The following is an 18,176-nucleotide window of genomic DNA, read 5'->3' as shown; positions in this document are numbered from 1 at the left end:
TCTCAGTACTTGAGCAGGTTGGCGTCATCGACCGAGGCCGAGCGACGCGTCCGGAAGATCGACATGATGATGGCCAGGCCGACGACCACTTCGGCGGCGGCCACGACCATCACGAAGAAGGCCATGACCTGCCCGTGCACCGAACCGTCGATGCGCGCGAAGGTCACCAGCGAGAGATTCACCGCGTTGAGCATCAGCTCGATGCACATGAACACGACGATGGCGTTGCGCCGCACCAGCACCCCGACCGCGCCGATGGTGAACAGCAGCGCGGACAGCACCAGGTAGTGGGTCGGAGTCACTGCCGGACCTCCTCGGGTGAGGCGTGCGCGGACCCGGTCCCGTCGCCGTTGTTCCCGTCCTCGGGTTCGGATGCCGGCCCGGACTCGCCCTCGGGGTCGGAGACCGTGCCGTTGCTCGGTTCCTGCTGCGCACCGGAGCCGTGCTCGCGGGCGGGTTCCTCGGTCAGCGCATGCGGGTCCGGCTCCGGGCCGGTACCGGCGACCGCCTCCCGGTCGGCCACCAGCTCGTCGGCGGGAAGGTTGGCCAGCAGTTCCGACATGGACTCCGGGGCCACCGATCCGTCCGGCAGCAGCGCGGGCACGGCCACCGAGTTCGCCGTGGCGTACACGCCCGGACCCGGCTGCGGGGACGGCCGGTCGCCGCGGAACCGCGCATCGGCCTGGTCGCGCTGGCCGAGCCGCGGCCCGCGCCCCTTGCCGCCGTAGGCGAGCACCATCGCGCCGACCGCCGCGGTGATCAGCAGCGCCGAGGTCAGCTCGAACGGGAACAGGTAGTCGGTGAAGATGAGCATGCCGAGCCCGCCGGCCCCGCCACCGCTGGGCGCCCACGGGTCCAGCGGGGCGGCCACCGGCACGTCCACCAGCGCGCGGGACAGCCCGGCGGTGAGCAGCACCGCCAGCGCCACACCGCCGATCCCGGCCCAGAGCCGCTGCCCGCGCAGCACTTCCACCACCGAGTCAGACGCGTCCCGGCCGACCATCATCAGCACGAACAGGAACAGCATCATGATCGCGCCGGTGTAGACGATGATCTGGGTGAAGCCGAGGAAGGACGCGCTCTGCGCCATGTACAGCACACCCAGGCACAGCATCGTCAGCACCAGCCACAGCGCCGAATGCACCGCGTTGCGCGCGAAGACCATGCCCAGCGCGCCGACCAGCGCCAGCGGGCCCAGCACCCAGAACGCCGCGGTCTCCCCGGCGCCCACCACCGCCGAGCCCGCCTGCGCGAGCACCGGTGCCGCCGTGACCGTCATCGGGCGGCCTCCTCCCGCCCGGTCTCCACGGTCTCGTCGGCGGGAACCCCCTGCCGCCGGGCCAGTTCCGGGCCGTTGACGTAGTAGTCCTGCTCGTCCTCGCCGAGCCGCATCGGGTGCGGCGGCTGCTCCATGCCGGGCAGCAGCGGGGCCAGCAGGTCCTCCTTGGTGTAGATGAGGTCCTGCCGGTTGTCGTCGGCGGTCTCGTACTCGTTGGTCATCGTCAGCGCCCTGGTCGGGCACGCCTCGATGCACAGGCCGCAGCCGATGCAGCGCAGGTAGTTGATCTGGTAGTCGAGGCCGAAGCGCTCACCGGGCGAGTAGCGCTCCTGCTCGGTGTTGTCCCCGCCCTCGACGAAGATGGCGTCGGCCGGGCAGGCCCAGGCGCACAGCTCGCAGCCGACGCACTTCTCCAACCCATCCGGGTGCCGGTTGAGCTGGTGGCGGCCGTGGAACCGGGGCGCCGGGACCTTCTTGACCTCCGGGTACTCCTCGGTGACGACCTTCTTGAACATCGTGGAGAAGGTGACTCCGAAGCCCTTGAGCGGATCAAACATGCCCATTGGACGTCTCCTCGCTTCGCGGACCACCCGCGCCCTCGCCCGTCTGCGCGCCGGTGCGCGCCGGGGTGCGCCGGGCCGGGGTCTCCGGGACTTCCAGGTCGAGCGGCGGCACCGGGTACCCGCCGCCGGACAGCGGTGCCTTCGGCGGCTCCTCCGGAGGTGTGCGCCGCCCCGGGACCAGCAGGATCACCAGCACCAGCACCGCGATCAGCACACCGCCACCGATGAGGAACTGCTGCGGGCTGACCAGCCCCGCGTTGCGCACCTGGCGGATCACGGCCACCGCCATGATCCACAGCAGGCTCAGCGGGACCAGGAACTTCCAGCCCAGATCCATGAACTGGTCGTAGCGCAGCCGGGGCAGGGTGCCGCGCAGCCACACGAAGAAGAACAGGAACAGGATCGTCTTGCCGAAGAACCACAGCGCGGGCCACCAGCCGGTGTTGAGCACCCCGTCGCCGATCAGCGACAACGGCCACGGCGCGTGCCAACCGCCCAGGAACAGCGTGGTGGCCAGCGCGGAGACGGTGACCATGTTGATGTACTCGGCCAGGAAGAACAGCGCGAACTTCAGCGAGGAGTACTCGGTGTGGAAACCGCCGACCAGCTCCGATTCGGCTTCCGGGAGGTCGAACGGGGCGCGGTTGGTCTCGCCGACCATGGCGACCAGGTAGACCACGAAGCTGAACGGCAGCAGCAGGAAGAACCAGCCGTTCGCCTGCGCGGCCACGATGCCGGACGTGGACAGCGTTCCCGCGTACAGGATCACCGCGATGAACGACAGGCCCATCGCGATCTCGTAGGAGATCACCTGCGCGGCCGAGCGCAGCGAGCCGAGCAGCGGGTAGGGCGAGCCGGACGACCAGCCGGCCAGCACGATCCCGTACACGCCGATCGAGGCGCAGGCCAGCACCACCAGCAGGCCCACCGGCAGGTCGACCAGCTGCAGCGCGGTGCGCTCGCCGAAGATCGTGACCTCCGGGCCGACCGGGATCACCGAGAAGGACACCAGCGCCGGGGTCGCCGAGATGATCGGCGCCAGCACGTAGATCCACTTGTCGGCCAGGACCGGCCGGATGTCCTCCTTGAACGCGAGCTTGAGCCCGTCGGCCAGCGTCTGCAGGATGCCGAACGGCCCCGCGCGATTCGGTCCGGGGCGGTGCTGCATCCGGCCGAGGACGCGGCGCTCGAACCAGATGCACAACAGGGTCAGCACGACCAGCACGACGAAGATCGCGACGACCTTGAGCAGGATCAGCCACAACGGATCGTCGCTGATCAGCTGCGCGGTTTCGGTCATGCCCCGCCCCCGTTCCCCGCCACGGCGGAGTCGGCGTGCCCGTTGGCGGGGCGCAGCGGGGTCACCGCGGTGAGCTCGACCGGTGAACCGTGCCCGGCGGCGAGGTGGCGCAGCACCTTCGACCGGCCGGAGTTGGTGGGCAGCCACACCACGTCATCCGGCATCTCGGTGAGCTGCGGGTCCAGCGCCACCGCGCCGGTGGCGGTGCGGACCTCGACCTGCTGGCCGGGTCCGAGCCCGATGCGCTCCGCGGTGCGCGGGGACAGCGCGGCGGCCCGGCGCCGGGCGGTCCCGGCCAGATCGGGTTCGCCGTCCTGCAGCGAGCCGTTGTCCAGCAGCTGGTGCCAGGTCGCCAACAGGGCCTGGCCCGGGCCCAGGACCGGTGGTGCGTCCGGTTCGTCCTCGGGCGGCGCCGCCCGCGCACCGCCGAATCGGCCCAGCCGGTCCAGTTCGCGGCCCGCCGCCGCCGGGGTCTGGGTGAACAGGTCGACGTCCATCTCCACCGCGAGCGTGTCCAGCACCCGGCAGTCCGGCACCGCGGACGTCCCGTCGAGGGTGGTGCCGAATTCGCCGCGGCGGCCCTCCCAGTCCAGGTAGCTGCCGGACTTCTCGGCGGTCGGGGCGATCGGCAGCACCACGTCGGCGAACTCGGTCACGCCGCTGGGCCGCAGTTCCAGGCTGACCACGATGTCCGCGGCGGCCAGCGCGCGCCGCGCGAGTGCGGGATCCGGCAGGTCGTCCGGGTCGACTCCGCCCACGACCAGCCCGGAGAGCTCGCCGGCCGCGGCCGCGCGCAGGATCGCGGTGGTGTCCCGACCGGGTGCCGCGGGCAGCGCCGCGTCCCACGCGCGTTCCACCTCGGCGCGGGCGGCGGGATCGCCGACCGGGCGCCCGCCCGGCAGCAGCCCGGGCAGCGCACCGGCTTCCAGCGCACCGCGTTCACCGGCGCGCCGCGGGATCCACGCCACGCGCGCCCCGGTCCGGGACGCGGTGCGCAGCACCTCGGACGGCAACCCGGGAACCGACGCGGCCCGCTCGCCGACGAGGAGCACCGCGCCGGGCGAGCTCAGCGCCTGCAGCACGTCGTCCGGGAGTTCGCGCAGCCCGCGGGCTTCCGCGCCGGGTGCGCACCGGACGAGCGCACCGGTGGTGCGCGGACCGCCGTCGTGCATGATCGTCGTGGTCTTCTCCACCCCGGGCGACATCCACTGCCCGAGGTGGAACACCTGCGTCGTGCCCGTACGGGCGGCTTTGCGCAGGCGCAAGAAGACGATCGGCGACTCCTCCTCGGGCTCGAAGGCCACACACAGCACCGCGGGGGCCTGCTCCAGGTCGCGGTAGGTCACCCCGGTGTCCGGGCCGGTGCCGACCACCTGCGCGGTCAGGAACCGCTCCTCCTCGGCGGAGTGCGGGCGCGCGCGGAAGTCGATGTCGTTGCTGCCCAACGCCATTCGCGCGAACTTGCTGTACGCGTAGGCGTCTTCGAGGGTCAGCCGCCCGCCGGGCAGCACCCCGGCACCGCGTGCACCGCGGGCCGCGGTGAGCCCGTCCGCGGCCACGCGCAGCGCCTCGGTCCAGGACGCGGGTCGCAGCTCGCCGCCCTCGCGCACGTGCGGGCGGGTGATCCGGTCACCGGTGCTGGCGTAGCGGAACGCGAACCGACCCTTGTCGCAGATCCACTCCTCGTTGACCTCCGGATCGTTGCCCGCGAGCCGGCGCATCACCGAGCCGCGGCGCCAGTCGTTGCGGAGGTCGCAGCCGGAGGCGCAGTGCTCGCACTTGCCGGCCGTGGAGACCAGGTCGAACGGCCGGGAGCGGAACCGGTAGGCAGCGCTGGTGAGCGCACCCACCGGGCAGATCTGGATGGTGTTGCCGGAGAAGTAGGACTGGAACGGCTGCTGCTCGGCGATGCCGATCTGCTGTACCGCACCGCGTTCCAGCAGTTCGATGAACGGGTCGCCGGCGATCTGCTTGGAGAACCGGGTGCAGCGCTGGCACAGCACGCACCGCTCGCGGTCCAGCAGGACCTGGCTGGAGATCGGTACCGGTTTGGCGAAGGTGCGCTTGGTGTCCCGGAAGCGGGAATCGGCCCGCCCGTGCTTGAGCGCCTGGTTCTGCAGCGGGCATTCACCGCCCTTGTCGCAGATCGGGCAGTCCAGCGGGTGGTTGATGAGCAGCAGTTCCATCACGCCCTGCTGCGCCTTGTCCGCGACCTCCGAGGTCTTCTGCGTGCGCACCACCATGCCGTCGGCGACGGTGATGGTGCACGAGGCCTGCGGTTTCGGCATCGGCCGGCCGTTGACCTCCACGTCCACCAGGCACTGCCGGCAGGCGCCCGCCGGGTCCAGCAGCGGGTGATCGCAGAATCGCGGGATCACGATGCCGAGCCGCTCGGCCGTGCGGATGAGCAGTTCGCCCTTCGGGGCGTCGACCTCGACGCCGTCCACGGTCAGCCGGACGTGCCCTTCCGGTACCGGGGGGGACTGGGCTTCGGGTGCCGCCGTCATCGGGCCGCTCCTACGAGTGCCGGTTCGGTGTTGGTCCTGTTGCTCTCGCACAGGGCGAGGAACTCATCGCGGAAGTACTTGATGCCGCTGGTGATCGGGCTGACCGCGCCGTCACCGAGTGCGCAGAACGAGCGACCGAAGACGTTGTCGCAGACGTCGAGCAGGGTGTCGATGTCCTCCTCGGTGCCGCGGCCGTCGACCATCCGCTCCAGCACCTGGGCCATCCAGAACGTGCCCTCCCGGCACGGCGTGCACTTGCCGCAGGACTCGTGCTCGTAGAACTGCGTCCACTTCATCACCGCCCACGGCACCGAGATCGTCTCGTTGAACACCATCACCGCGGTGGTGCCCAGCATCGATCCGGCTTCGGCCGCGCCCTCGAAGTCCAGCGGCACGTCCAGGTGCTCGGCGGTCAGCAGCGGGGTGGAGGATCCGCCCGGTGTCCAGAACTTCAGCGGGATCCCGTCCTTCATCCCGCCGGCGAGCTCCAGCAATTGGCGCAGGGTGGTGCCCAGCGGCGCCTCGTACTGCCCGGGGTTGGCCACGTGCCCGGAAACCGAGTAGATCTTCGGGCCGGGGGACTTCTCGGTGCCCATCCGCCGGAACCAGTCCGAACCGCCGTTGACCACGTGCGGGACGGTGGCGATGGTCTCCACGTTGTTCACCGTGGTCGGGCAGGCGTAGAGCCCGGCGGCCGCCGGGAACGGCGGTTTCAGCCGGGGCTGTCCGCGCTTGCCCTCCAGCGAGTCCAGCAGCGCCGTCTCCTCACCGCAGATGTAGGCCCCGGCCCCGGCGTGCACCACGATCTCCAGGTCGAACCCGGAGCCGAGCACGTCGCGGCCGACGTAGCCCGCCTCGCGCGCCTCGCGGACCGCGCGGGACAACCTGCGGATGCAGTGCAGCGCCTCGCCGCGCACGTAGATCATGCAGTGGTTGGCGCGCATCGCGCGGGCCGCGATGACGCAGCCCTCGATCAGCGCGTGCGGATCGGCCATCATCAGCGGGATGTCCTTGCACGTCCCGGGTTCGCCCTCGTCGGCGTTGATGACCAGGTAGTGCGGCTTGACCGGCTCGGTGGGCATGAAGCCCCACTTCACGCCGGCCGGGAACCCGGCACCGCCGCGCCCGCGGAGCCCTGCCGCCTTGACCAGCTCCACCAGCTGGCCGGGTTCGGCGGTCAGGGCCTTGCGCAGCGCCGTGTAACCGCCGCCGCGCTCGTAGCTGTCCAGCGTCCACGACTCGGGTTCGGTCCAGCGCTCGGTGAGCACCGGTGTCAGCGGGCTGGTTCCGGGTTCGGTCATGACCACCCTCACCTCTTCTCCGGCAGCGGCGGCAGTTCCGCCTGCGCGGGCTTGTCCGGTGCGGCCCATCCCCGCTGCTGGGCCAGCCGGGTGCCGCGCAGCGTCTCGGGGGCCGCGGACGGGCCGTCCGATTCGGCGGACTCGTCGGGGAATCCGGCGAGCTCGCGTTCGGCGGAGCGGAAGTCGGACAGCGCGCGCCCCCGGGACGGCGGGGGCTTCTCCCCGCGCTGCAGGGCGCGCACCAGGTCCAGCGCCTGCTGCGCGGTCTGGTTGTCGTAGTACTCGTAGTTGACCTGCAGCACCGGGCCGAGATCGCAGGCGGCGAGGCATTCGGCGTGTTCGAGGGTGATCGAGCCCTCGGCACCGGGTTCGCCCGCGGTCTCCTCGTGCCCGACGCCGAGGTGCTCGCCGAGCGCCCGGTAGATCTCGTCCCCGCCCAGCGCCGCGCACAGCGTGTTGGTGCACACGCTGACCAGGTGCTGCCCGCACGGCGCGCGTTTGTACATCGTGTAGAAGGTGGCCACCGCGCTGACCTCGGCCGGGGACAGCGCCAGCTGCTCGGCGCAGAAGTGCACGCCTTCCCGGCTGACGTGGCCCTGCACCGACTGCACCAGGTGCAGCATCGGCAACAGCGCGGACCGCGATTCCGGGTAGCGGTCGATGATCTCGCGCGCCTGCGCCCGCACGTCATCGCCGAACGCACCGGTATCCACGCCCTCGTGGACGGCCTGCTCGTTGGTCGTGAACTCGAACTGCTCGGTCATCGGTCCACCCCGCCCATCACCGGGTCGATGGAAGCCACCGCCGCGATCACGTCGGCCACCAGACCGCCTTCGGCCATGGCCGGGAATGCCTGCAGGTTGACGAAGCTGGGATCCCGGACGTGCACCCGCATCGGCCGGGTCCCGCCGTCGGAGACCAGGTGGTAGCCGAGTTCGCCGCGCGGTGCCTCGATCGGCGAGTACACCTGGCCGGGCGGCACGTCGAAGCCCTCGGTGACCAGCTTGAAGTGGTGGATGAGCGACTCCATCGACTGGCCCATGATCTTGCGGACGTGTTCCAGCGAGTTGCCCATGCCGTCCGGTCCGATGGCCAGCTTGGCCGGCCAGGCGATCTTCGGGTCGTCCACCAGCACCGGGCCCGGCTCCAGCTTGTCCAGGCACTGCCGGATGATCCGCAGCGACTGGCGGATCTCCTCGACCCGGAGCACGAACCGCGCGAAGCAGTCGGCATCGGTGCTAGTGGGCACCTCGAAGTCGTACTCCTCGTAACCGGAGTACGGCTCGACCTTGCGCAGGTCCCAGGCCAGCCCGGCCGAGCGCAGGATCGGGCCGGTCACGCCGAGCTGCAGGCACCCGTCGAGCGGCAGGTAGCCCACGCCCTGCAGCCGCTGCCGCCAGATCGGCTGGCCGGTGAACAGCTTGTCGTAGTCCGGCAGCCGCTCGTCCATGACCTTGATGAAGTCCAGGATGCGCTCCCGGTAGTTCTCCGGGAGGTCCTGCGCGAGGCCACCGGGCCGGATGAACGCGTGGTTCATCCGCAGGCCGGTGAGGAACTCCAGCAGGTGCAGCACCTCTTCGCGCTCGCGGAAGCCGAAGGTCATCCCGGTGGTGGAGCCCAGCTCCATCGCACCGGTGGCGAGGAAGACCACGTGCGAGGAGATCCGGTTGAGCTCCATGAGCAGCACGCGGATGATCTCCGCCCGGCGCGGGACCTCGATGCCGAGCAGCTTCTCCACGCCCAGGCAGTAGGCCGCCTCGTTGTGCAGCGGGGCCAGATAATCCATCCGCGTGACGAAGGTGACGCCCTGCGTCCAGGTCCGGTACTCGCAGTTCTTCTCGATACCGGTGTGCAGGTAGCCGATGACCGACCGGGCGTTGGTGACGGTCTCGCCCTCCAGCTCCAGGACCAGCCGCAGCACGCCGTGCGTGGACGGGTGCTGCGGGCCCAGGTTGATGACGACCCGCTCCTCGCCGCCGGACTCGTCGATGAACTCGTCCCAGTCCCCGCCGGTCACCGTGTAGACCCGGCCCTCGGTGGTGTTGCGGGACTGCGCGTAGGAATCCCCCGCGCCCGCAGGCGGGGTGAGTGGTTCGGTGGTCATGTCCAGCACCTCTTCGCGCTGTGCCGTCGGGTCACGAGTCGGTCCGCATCACGTATGAGCCCGCATCACGTATAAGCCCGGCGCTGGTCGGGTGGCGGGATCTCGGCGCCCTTGTACTCGACCGGGATGCCGCCCAGCGGGTAGTCCTTGCGCTGCGGGTGCCCGTCCCAGTCGTCGGGCATCAGGATCCGGGTGAGCGCCGGGTGGCCGTCGAAGACGATGCCGAACATGTCCCAGGTCTCGCGCTCCTGGAAGTCGGCCGTCGGGTAGATCGACACGACGGACGGGATGCGCGGCGGCTCGCCGTCCGCGCCGGGCCAGTCGGCGGCCACGTCCAGCCGCACCCGGCGCCGGTAGGTCATCGAGGTCAGGTGATAGACCGCGTGCAGCCGCTGCGGCACCTCCTCGCCGTAGTCCACACCGGACATCGAGCTGCACAGCTCGAAGCGCAGCGCCGGATCGTCGCGCATCCGGCGGCACACCTGCGGCAGCTCGGCGGGCCGGATGTGGAAGGTCAGCTCGCCGCGGTCCACGGTCACCTGCTGGACCGCCTCGTCCGGCACACCGTCCGCGCCCAGCCCCTCGAACAGCGCATCGGCGACCTCGTCGAACCAGCCGCCGTACGGGCGCTGCGCGGCGGGCGGGACGTACCCGGGCAGGTGCAGGCCGCCGTACCCGGAGGTGTCGCCGCCGTCCTGCACCCCGAACATGCCGCGCCGGGCGCGACCGGCGGACGGAGCACCCGTGCCGCCCACCGGTTGCAGTTCGCCCGGCCGTTCCGCGCTGGAGCCCGGCTCTCCCGGACCCGGGGTGGTCGCGGACTGCGTGTCGCGCGTCGAACCGTTCTGCGTCAACCCGATTCACCTGCCCGAACTGAGTTCACCGGGGCGCTGCGGCGCTTCCTGCAGCGCGCCCAACTGCGGATCCGAGCCCATCTCCTTGCGCTGCGCCCGCTGCTGGCGCTCGGCGAGCTTGCGCTGGCCGCGGGTCTTCGGCGCGTAGCGCTCGGAAGACGGGATCATGGGCGTGCGCTCGCCGCGCTGCAGCTTCTGCTCCGCGCGCTTGGCGTTGATCGGTTCGTCCATGATCTTGGCGTGCAGCTTGAGGATCGCGTCCAGCAGCATCTCCGGACGCGGTGGGCAGCCCGGCAGATACATGTCCACCGGGACCACGTGGTCCACGCCCTGGACCACCGCGTAGTTGTTGAACATCCCGCCGGTCGAGGCGCACACGCCCATCGCCAGCACCCAGCGCGGCTCGGGCATCTGGTCGTAGATCTGGCGCAGCACCGGCGCCATCTTGTTGGTGACCCTGCCGGCCACGATCATCAGGTCGGCCTGCCGCGGTGTGGCGGAGAAGCGCTCCATGCCGAACCGCGCGATGTCGTAACGGGATCCGCCGACGGTCATCATCTCGATCGCGCAGCACGCCAGGCCGAACGTCGCCGGCCACATCGAGGTCTTCCGGGTCCAGTTGACCAGTTTCTCCACATTGGCCAGCAGGATGCCGTTGGGCAGCTGTGCTTCGAGCCCCATCTCCGGCACTCCTTCCGAGAGTCGCCCCTACCCGCTCGCGCCGCGGGTCGTCTGCTGCTGCGGACGGACGTCCGCGCGATCAGTTCCAGTCGAAGCCACCCCGCCGCCACACGTAGATGTCGGCAAGGCCGAACGTGACGATGAACAGCACCACGGCGACGACGCCGTACATGCCGAGCATGTCCGCGGACACCGCGTACGGGAAAAGGAAGACCATCTCGATGTCGAAGAGGATGAACATCATCGCGGTCAGGTAGTAGGCGACCGGCATCCGCCCGCCGCCCATGACCGGCTGCGGCGAAGGCTCGATGCCGCACTCGTAGGCATCCAGCTTCGCCCGGTTGTACCGGCGGGGGCCGACCAGCGGCGCGATCGCGACCGAGAAGACCGTGAACGCGAGCGCGAGCGCGAGCATCAGCACCAGTGGGATGTAGGGATCGAGCACCTGTGCTGCCCTCCTTCGGCGGTCCCCGCCGGGATGTGGACCCGTCTGCGGCCGGTGGTGCGCACTCTATGCGGTCGCCCGTATCGGCTCCGTATTGAGGCGAACCTAACTTTATGAGTTCCCGCACACCGCTCAGGACATCTGACCAGACGCGGCGCGTCAGGCGCTAGGGGTGAGTCGAGTAGTGGCGCTGATCACACGGTCCATCGCGTCGCCGCCCTTCGAGTCGTAGAGATTTGCCAGCAGTTTCAACACGAAACGCATCAGCGTGGTCCGCGGTAGACCGTGCTTGGCGGCCATCCGCATGACCGTGGGATTGCCAATCAACTTGCTGAAGGTGTTGCCCATCCGGAAGTAGCCGCCGAGCGCCTGGGACACCGCGTCCGGGTAGCGGCCCAGGGCCTGCTCGCGGGACGGCCCCGCGGGACGGGCGAGCGCGTGCACCGCGCATTCGGCCGCCAGGCGCGCCGACTCCATGGCGTAGGCGATGCCCTCCCCGTTGAACGGGTTGACCATGCCGCCCGCGTCGCCGACCAGCAGCAGCCCGTCGCGGTAGTGCGGGGTCCGGTTGAAGCCCATCGGCAGCGCCGCCCCGCCGACCTTGCCGGTCGCGTTCTCCTCCCGGAAGCCCCACTCCTCGGGGGTCCCGTCCAGCCACGAGCGCAGCAGCTTGCGGTAGTCGGTCTTGCCGTAGGCGCTGGACGTGGACAGGATGCCCAGCCCCGCGTTGACCGTCCCGTCACCCATGCCGAACAGCCAGCCGTACCCGGGCAGCAGCTGCGGTTCGCCGGGTCCGCTGCGGTCCCACAGCTCCAGGTGCGATTCCAGGTAGTCGTCCTTGGAGCGCGGGCTCTCGTAGTAGCGGCGCACCGCCACCCCCATCGGCCTGTCCTCGCGCTTCTGCAGGCCCACGGACAGGGCCAGCCGCGCGGACACCCCGTCGCAGCCGAGGACCAGCGGGGCCCGGTAGGTGACCGGTTCCCGGTCCGGGCCGGACTTGGCGTGCACCCCGGTGATCCGCCCGGTGCGCTCATCGGTCTCGGCCGCGGTCACCGAGGTCTGCTCCAGCAGCCGCGCCCCGGCCCGCTCGGCCGCGCGCACCAGCAGCTCGTCGAAGTCGTCCCGGGGCCGCACCAAGCCGTACGGCGGGAACTCGGCGAGCTCCGGCCAGTCCAGCTCGATCCGGACCCCGCCGCCGACGACGCGCAGGCCGCGGTTGTGCAGCCAACCGGCCTGCTCGCGGGTGTCGATGCCCAGGTCGATCAGCTGCTTGACGCCCCGCGGGGTGATGCCGTCCCCACAGACCTTGTCCCGCGGGAAGGTGCTCTTCTCCAGCAGCAGGACGTCCAGGCCGGCGCGGGCCAGGTAGGTGGCGGCCGTCGACCCGGCCGGACCCGCTCCGACGACGATGACCTCGGCGTCGTCGCTCGGTCCGCGGCGGGTGGTGGCGCTGGTCATGGCACTCCTCGAATTCGTGCGTGGCGCTGCGACCGCGGCCGGCCGCAGCTGTGCGGCGCTTGTGAACAAGTTCACTATCGCGTCGAGTCTAAGACGGACGAACCGCACGATCGAGCCCTTGCGCTAGACCACTCGGGTGAGCGTTCCCGCTGGTGACCGGCCTGCGGCGACCAGCGGGCGCACCGGAGCGGGGTCGCGGGCAGGCCCGGCCGCGTTCCGGGAGCGCGACGCGGCGGCGTTCGGGCCCCGCTGGGAGCGGCGAGCGGACCGCAGCGGTCGGCCGTCCGGGAACGCGAGCGGAGCGCGCACCGGACCGGCCCGGCCGCCGCGCTGAGCGCGGGCTCAGCTCACCGGGAACCGCCGGCGCGGAAGGAGTTTCGCGGAAGAGGAGTGCCGGGGTGTTCGCGAACGCCGGTCAGGGCAGCGGTTTCCGCGCGCGGTGCAGCGCGACGATGCCACCGGTCAGGTTCCGCCAGGCCACGTCGCGCCACCCGGCGACGCTGATCCGGTCGGCCAGCGCGGGCTGATCCGGCCATTCCCGAATGGACTCGGCGAGGTACACGTAGGCGTCCGGATTGGACGACACGGCCCGGGCGACGGCGGGCAGCGCGCGCATGAGGTAGTTCAGGTAGACGACGCGGAACGGCGTCCACGTCGGGGTGGAGAACTCGCACACCACGAGCCGGCCGCCGGGGCGGACCACGCGCAGCATCTCGCGCAGCCCCAGCGCGGTGTCCACCAGGTTGCGCAGCCCGAACGAGATCGTGACCGCGTCGAAGGACTCGTCGGCGAACGGCAGGTGCAGGGCGTCGGCGGCCACCAGCGGTAGCCCGCCGCGTTCCCGGCCCACGCCGAGCATCCCGAGCGAGAAGTCGGCCGCCACGCACCAGGCCCCGGAGCGGGCGAACTCCTCGGTCGAGACACCGCTGCCCGCGGCCAGGTCCAGCACCCGTTCGCCGGGTGCCAGGTCCAGCGCCCGACGGGTAAGCGCGCGCCAGCGGCGGTCCTGCCCGAAGGACAGCACCGTGTTGGTGAGGTCGTACCTGCGCGCGACGTCGTCGAACATCGCGGCGACCTCGCGTGGCTTCTTGTCCAGACCGGCGCGTGACACACCGGCAGCCTACGTTGCCCGCGCACCTCCGGGACCGGCGCCGCCTGCGCAACGCGGCCCGGGAGCCGCTGCGAGGTCAGCCCGGCGCGAGCGCCGGCCGGCGCGCTCCCGCCACGATCTCGGACATCGGGCGCAGCAGCGGGAACTGGCGGCGCAACGCGTCGACATGCTCCCTGGTGCGCTCCAGATCGGGCTCGTTGACCAGGTCCTCGACCACGGCGAGCAGTTCTTCGGCGAACAGCGCGTAGCGGTGCACCGCATCCTGCAACTGCGCGCGGACCCGCTGCACCGCGGCCCCGTCGCGCGGGCCGCCGTGCTCCAGGCTGCACCCCAGTTCGGCCAGCACCCGCACGTTCGGCAGCTCGGCGTCCATCCGGCGCAGCACGGCGCGCAGGCAGTTGCGGGCTTCCTGCGAGGAGACCGCGTCCACGGCCCGCCGGGCCCGGAACAGCGATGCGGCGCAGCTGTTCACCGCGGGCAGCCACTCCGCCTGCGGTGGTTCCGGGACGCCGGGCGCCGGGTCCTGCGGTTCCGCCGCGGCGCTCCGGGCGACCGCATCGCCCGGGGCCTCGTCGACTCGCCCCCCGGTGTCCGCCCCGGGGTGTGCTGCCGGGCGCCGGAGCCGTACCAGGAGCGCGACCAGCAGGAACAGCGCGCACACGCCGACCAGGGCTGCGACCGGAGCCGGCAGCCAGTATCCGTCCATATCGGGCTTCCTTCCGATCGGCCAGCGAGCTGGGTACCCGCGTTCCACTCTGCTGGCCGGACATGGGCCCGCGCTTGGGGGAAAGTACTCATTCCCAGCGCCGGTCCACCCACTACCGAGCGATCGGTCCACCCAATACGGATATAGCGGACGAAAAACCGGTGCTGCCGACTGCCGCGAACGGTCAGCTGCGCCTGCGCAGCACCCAGTAGACCGGACCCAGCACCACCCAGACGCCGAGCAGCGACGTGGCCACCGGCAGCAGCGAAACCGCCGCGGTGCGTTCGGCCACCCGGACCAGGTCCGGGTTGCGCTGGTCGTACTCGACGCGCACCTGCTGGCCGGTCTGCAGCCCCTCCGGGTACAGCACCCCGGCCGGGGGGATGAAGATCCGGCCATCATCCGTGCTGAACCGGACGACGGTCCTGGTCAACGAGGTGTCGACCACCTCGGCCACCGCGTTCCCGCGGGCTTCCTCGATGGTGCGGTCGTTGATGGCGCAGGCGAGCACGATCGACACGCCGAGCACGGACAGCAGTGCCCCCAGCACCAGCACACCTCGCGCCGACAACCGCCGGATCCTGGCGCGCGTCCAGCGTCCTGCCTGGTCACCGCCCCGTTCGGAGTCGGTCACTCGTCCTCCTGCGCCGCCGGATCGCTCGCCATGGTGACCGATTGTAGGCAGGCCCCACCCGGCGCTTCGGACGGCTCGCACCCAGCCCACTGGCCAGGCGGCATATTCTCCCGGCGTGGCGATCGAACACCGGCTGCTGACCGCCCGCACCCGACGGCTCGCCCCCGGGGACCCGCTGCACGACCGGGCGCTGGTGGACCTGCTGCCGGACACCGACGTGCTCAGCTGGGTACGCGGCGGCGACGGGATCGTGGGCCTCGGCCGGGCCGCGCGGTTCGACATCTCCGGGAGCGATCGGTTCGGCGCGGCCCGGGAGCACTGGCGGCGCCTCTGCCAGGGCGTCCGGGTGGATGATCCGGTGCGGTTGCCGGGCAGCGGACCGATCGCGTTCGCCTCGATGGCCTTCGACGACGATCCCGGCGACTCCGTGCTGGTCGTCCCCGAGGTGGTACTGGGCCGGCGGGCGGGCACGACCTGGTTGACCACCATCGGTACCGCCGAGGACGTCCCGAGCGGCGGATCCGCTGCGCTGCGGGACCTCCGGGATGCGGCCGCGTCCCGGGCAGCACCGGTCCGCTCGCCGGGGCGGGTCGACTACGCGGCGGGACAGCTCTCCGCGGCCGGGTACCGCACGGCGGTCGCCGAGGCGGTCCACCGCATCCGCGCGGCCTCCGGGCTGGGCAAGATCGTGCTCGCGCACGATCTGCTGGCGAGCACCGAGCAGCCGATCGACGCGCGATTCCTGCTGGGCAATCTCGCCGCGAAGTACCCGGCCTGTTGGACGTTCGTCGTGGAGGGCCTGGTCGGGGCGACCCCGGAGCTGCTGCTGGAACGCACCGACCGCGAGGTGCGCTCGCGGGTGCTGGCCGGCAGCGCCTGGCCGCACGACGGGCGCGGACCGGACGAGCTGGCCCGGGAGCTGCTGCACTCGGACAAGAACCGCGACGAGCACGAGCACGCGGTGCGGTCGGTGGCAGCGAGCCTGGGACCGTTCTGCGACCGGCTGCGTTCGCCGGCCGAACCCGAGGTGATCCGGCTGCACAACATGCTGCACCTGGCCACGGACATCACCGGCAGGCTGGACGGCTCTGCGGCGGGACGGGCGGACCTGCTCGACGTGCTCGCCGCGGTGCACCCGACGGCCGCGGTGGGCGGCACCCCGACCGAGCAGGCGGTGCGCGAGATCCGCGAACTGGAGGGCATGGACCGCGGGCGGTACGCGGGCCCGGTGGGCTGGCTGGACGCGGACGGCAACGGCCAGTTCGGCATCGCGCTGCGCTGCGCCCAGCTCGGCACGGACGGTGCGGATGCCCGGTTGTTCGCCGGCTGCGGCGTGGTGGCGGATTCGGATCCGGACAGCGAGGCGGCGGAGGCCGCGGCCAAGCTGCGCGCGGTCCAGGAGGCGCTGGAGTCCGGCCGATGAGGGCGGGCGGGGGTCCCGCCCTCGGGCGCCGGTGGCTCAGTGGCCGTGCAGGAGTTCGTGCGTGCGGTCCAGTTGCGCGACGGCGGGCGGCGCCGGCCGGTCCGCGGCGTCCCGCGCGGGCACCGGAATCCCGGTGTCCGGACCCGGCTCGGGTTTGGCCGGGGTGTACAGCCAAGCGTCGAAGAACCGGTCCAGCTGCCGGCCGGTCCGCTGCTCGGCCAGGTCGATGAACTCACCGACGCTGCCGTTCGAGTTGCGCTTGCTGTGCACCCAGGCGCGCACCACATCGCGCAGCGCGTCGGCACCGATGACGTTGCGCAGCGCGTGCACCGCCATGGCCCCGCGGTCGTAGACCGCCTCGTCGAACAGGTTCTCCCGGCCGGGATCCCCGGGTGTGATCGTCCAGAACGAGTGGTCGGGCGGGTACTCGGCGTAGTAGTGGTCGAAAAGCTCCTGCGCGGTGCCGGTGCCCTCGTGCTCGGACCAGAGCCACTCGGCGTAGGAGGCGAAGCCCTCGTTCAGCCAGATGTCGCGCCACTGGTCCAGCGAGACGGAATCACCGAACCACTGGTGCGCGTTCTCGTGCACCACGACCCCGGTGTTGGCACCGGAGCGGAAGAAGGCCGGGCTGTAGGTGGGCCGGGTCTGGTTCTCCAACGCGAAGCTGAGCCCTTCGGCGGCGACCAGCCCGCCCTGCGACTCGACGGGGTACTCGCCGAGAAGCCCGGACAGGAACTCCAGGATTTCGGGCGTGCGCTCCACGCTGGCGCGGGCCGGTCCGTCGAGCTCGCCGAGCCCGGTGGAGTACGCGGTGATCGACTGCTGGCCGAACGCGCCCTCGCGGGTGCTGATGTCGTAGTCGCCGACGGCCATGAACGCCAGGTAGGTGGCGGTCGGTTCGGTGGTCCGCCACTTCCAGGTGGTCCAGTCGCCGATCGTCGACGTGTCGGTGTTCACGCCGTTCGACACGACCTGCGTGCCGTCCGGAACGGCGACCGAGATGTCGAAGGTGGCCTTGTCCCGCGGATGGTCGTTGCCGGGGAACCACCAGGCGGAGATCCGCGGCTGACCGACCGCGAGCGCACCGTCGCCGGTGCGGATCCACGGACTCGTTTCACCACCGTCCTCTTCGGACGGAACGGCGGAGTACTCGACGACGAACGTCGCGGTGCTGCCCGCCTGGAGCACGTCCTGCGGAGTCACCTGCAGTTCGGTGCCGTCCTGGGTGAACTCGGCATCCCGCCCGTTGACCTTCACCGAGCTCGGCGGCAGCGCGAAGTCCAGGTGGAACGAGGTGAGGTCCTGGGTCGGTTCGGCCACGACGGTCGTGGTCCCGGTCAACCGGTCCTCGTCGGGCTGGTAGCGCAGTTGGACGTCGTAGTGCCCGACGTCGTAACCGCCGTTGCCGTAACCGGGGAAGTACTCGTCCCCGATGCCGGGTGCGCCCGGTCCGGCGTCCGCGGCCAGCGCAGGCGCGCCCACCGCGACCGCGCAGCTCGCGGCCATGATCGTTCGGGAACTCCGCTTGCCGAACACCTGCCACCTCCCAGCCGGAATCCGCGTTCCCGGACCCGCCGGGTGCGACCACCGAGATCCTGCCGCCCCTCGCCGCTGCCCGCGAGCCGGGAGCGCGCGGTCCGGCCCGGGCAGCCGAGGTCGCGACCGCAGACGGCAGGAACCGTTCGGTCCGGCTTCCCGCATTCCGTTGCGCACCGAATCCCGTTGCACCCGAAATCCGCTGTACCGCGAATTCCGCTGCACCCCGAATTCCGCTGCACCCCGAATTCCGCTGCACCCCGAATTCCGCTGC

17 protein-coding genes are annotated in these 18,176 nt (G+C 71.3%); 1 reads left to right on the top strand and 16 read right to left on the bottom strand.

Going from position 1 to position 18,176, the window contains the following annotated elements:
• Window positions 1–2: 2 nt before the first annotated feature.
• The 15 genes from nuoK to IQ251_RS10670 form a co-directional block, all read right to left on the bottom strand.
• Complete coding sequence (nuoK, locus tag IQ251_RS10740) at window positions 3–302, bottom strand: NADH-quinone oxidoreductase subunit NuoK (RefSeq protein ID WP_193928371.1); 300 nt, start codon at window positions 300–302, stop codon at window positions 3–5.
• Window positions 299–1,279 carry an NADH-quinone oxidoreductase subunit J gene (locus IQ251_RS10735; RefSeq protein WP_193928370.1) on the bottom strand — a complete coding sequence of 327 codons (981 nt, stop codon included), beginning with the start codon at window positions 1,277–1,279 and terminating at the stop codon, window positions 299–301. The genes nuoK and IQ251_RS10735 overlap by 4 nt, the downstream gene beginning before the upstream one ends.
• Window positions 1,276–1,842: an NADH-quinone oxidoreductase subunit NuoI gene (gene nuoI, locus IQ251_RS10730; RefSeq protein WP_193928369.1), complete on the bottom strand. Its 567-nt coding sequence runs from the start codon at window positions 1,840–1,842 to the stop codon at window positions 1,276–1,278. Before nuoI ends, IQ251_RS10735 begins: the two co-directional genes overlap by 4 nt.
• The gene (nuoH, locus tag IQ251_RS10725) at window positions 1,829–3,142 is read right to left on the bottom strand and encodes an NADH-quinone oxidoreductase subunit NuoH (protein WP_193928368.1); all 1,314 of its coding nucleotides are present in this window, start codon (window positions 3,140–3,142) and stop codon (window positions 1,829–1,831) included. Before nuoH ends, nuoI begins: the two co-directional genes overlap by 14 nt.
• The gene (locus tag IQ251_RS10720) at window positions 3,139–5,649 is read right to left on the bottom strand and encodes an NADH-quinone oxidoreductase subunit G (RefSeq protein ID WP_193928367.1); all 2,511 of its coding nucleotides are present in this window, start codon (window positions 5,647–5,649) and stop codon (window positions 3,139–3,141) included. The genes nuoH and IQ251_RS10720 overlap by 4 nt, the downstream gene beginning before the upstream one ends.
• Window positions 5,646–6,950, bottom strand: a complete 1,305-nt coding sequence (nuoF, locus tag IQ251_RS10715; RefSeq protein WP_193928366.1) for an NADH-quinone oxidoreductase subunit NuoF — start codon at window positions 6,948–6,950, stop codon at window positions 5,646–5,648. The genes IQ251_RS10720 and nuoF overlap by 4 nt, the downstream gene beginning before the upstream one ends.
• Before the next feature lie 8 nt (window positions 6,951–6,958).
• The gene (gene nuoE, locus IQ251_RS10710) at window positions 6,959–7,714 is read right to left on the bottom strand and encodes an NADH-quinone oxidoreductase subunit NuoE (protein WP_193928365.1); all 756 of its coding nucleotides are present in this window, start codon (window positions 7,712–7,714) and stop codon (window positions 6,959–6,961) included.
• A complete protein-coding gene (locus tag IQ251_RS10705; RefSeq protein WP_193928364.1) occupies window positions 7,711–9,054 on the bottom strand; it encodes an NADH-quinone oxidoreductase subunit D in 1,344 nt (447 codons plus the stop codon). Before IQ251_RS10705 ends, nuoE begins: the two co-directional genes overlap by 4 nt.
• Before the next feature lie 65 nt (window positions 9,055–9,119).
• A complete protein-coding gene (locus IQ251_RS10700; RefSeq protein WP_370591326.1) occupies window positions 9,120–9,908 on the bottom strand; it encodes an NADH-quinone oxidoreductase subunit C in 789 nt (262 codons plus the stop codon).
• A 6-nt stretch (window positions 9,909–9,914) separates the two neighbouring features.
• Entirely contained in the window at window positions 9,915–10,589 is a 675-nt protein-coding gene (locus IQ251_RS10695) for a NuoB/complex I 20 kDa subunit family protein (RefSeq protein ID WP_193928363.1), read from the bottom strand.
• 79 nt (window positions 10,590–10,668) lie between these two features.
• Window positions 10,669–11,034, bottom strand: a complete 366-nt coding sequence (locus tag IQ251_RS10690) for an NADH-quinone oxidoreductase subunit A (protein WP_193928362.1) — start codon at window positions 11,032–11,034, stop codon at window positions 10,669–10,671.
• Between the two features lie 159 nt (window positions 11,035–11,193).
• Window positions 11,194–12,492 carry a geranylgeranyl reductase family protein gene (locus IQ251_RS10685; RefSeq protein ID WP_193928361.1) on the bottom strand — a complete coding sequence of 433 codons (1,299 nt, stop codon included), beginning with the start codon at window positions 12,490–12,492 and terminating at the stop codon, window positions 11,194–11,196.
• A 415-nt stretch (window positions 12,493–12,907) separates the two neighbouring features.
• The gene (locus IQ251_RS10680) at window positions 12,908–13,603 is read right to left on the bottom strand and encodes a demethylmenaquinone methyltransferase (protein ID WP_193928360.1); all 696 of its coding nucleotides are present in this window, start codon (window positions 13,601–13,603) and stop codon (window positions 12,908–12,910) included.
• Window positions 13,604–13,679: 76 nt separating this feature from the next.
• Window positions 13,680–14,309, bottom strand: a complete 630-nt coding sequence (locus IQ251_RS10675; RefSeq protein WP_193928359.1) for a hypothetical protein — start codon at window positions 14,307–14,309, stop codon at window positions 13,680–13,682.
• 184 nt (window positions 14,310–14,493) lie between these two features.
• Entirely contained in the window at window positions 14,494–14,943 is a 450-nt protein-coding gene (locus IQ251_RS10670; protein WP_370591325.1) for a DUF3592 domain-containing protein, read from the bottom strand.
• 115 nt (window positions 14,944–15,058) lie between these two features.
• Between IQ251_RS10670 and IQ251_RS10665 the strand changes: the two genes are divergently transcribed.
• Window positions 15,059–16,366, top strand: a complete 1,308-nt coding sequence (locus IQ251_RS10665) for an isochorismate synthase (protein WP_370591324.1) — start codon at window positions 15,059–15,061, stop codon at window positions 16,364–16,366.
• Window positions 16,367–16,402: 36 nt separating this feature from the next.
• On the opposite strand, the gene IQ251_RS10660 is transcribed toward IQ251_RS10665, so the two are convergent.
• On the bottom strand, window positions 16,403–17,872 hold the full coding sequence (locus IQ251_RS10660) for a M1 family metallopeptidase (RefSeq protein ID WP_193928358.1): 1,470 nt from the start codon (window positions 17,870–17,872) through the stop codon (window positions 16,403–16,405).
• Between the last annotated feature and the right edge of the window lie 304 nt (window positions 17,873–18,176).

The organism is Saccharopolyspora montiporae (genome assembly GCF_015209505.1).
Taxonomy (GTDB): domain Bacteria; phylum Actinomycetota; class Actinomycetes; order Mycobacteriales; family Pseudonocardiaceae; genus Saccharopolyspora; species Saccharopolyspora montiporae.
Note: the sequence above shows the minus strand (reverse complement) of the source record. Positions and strands in the feature narration are given on the sequence as shown.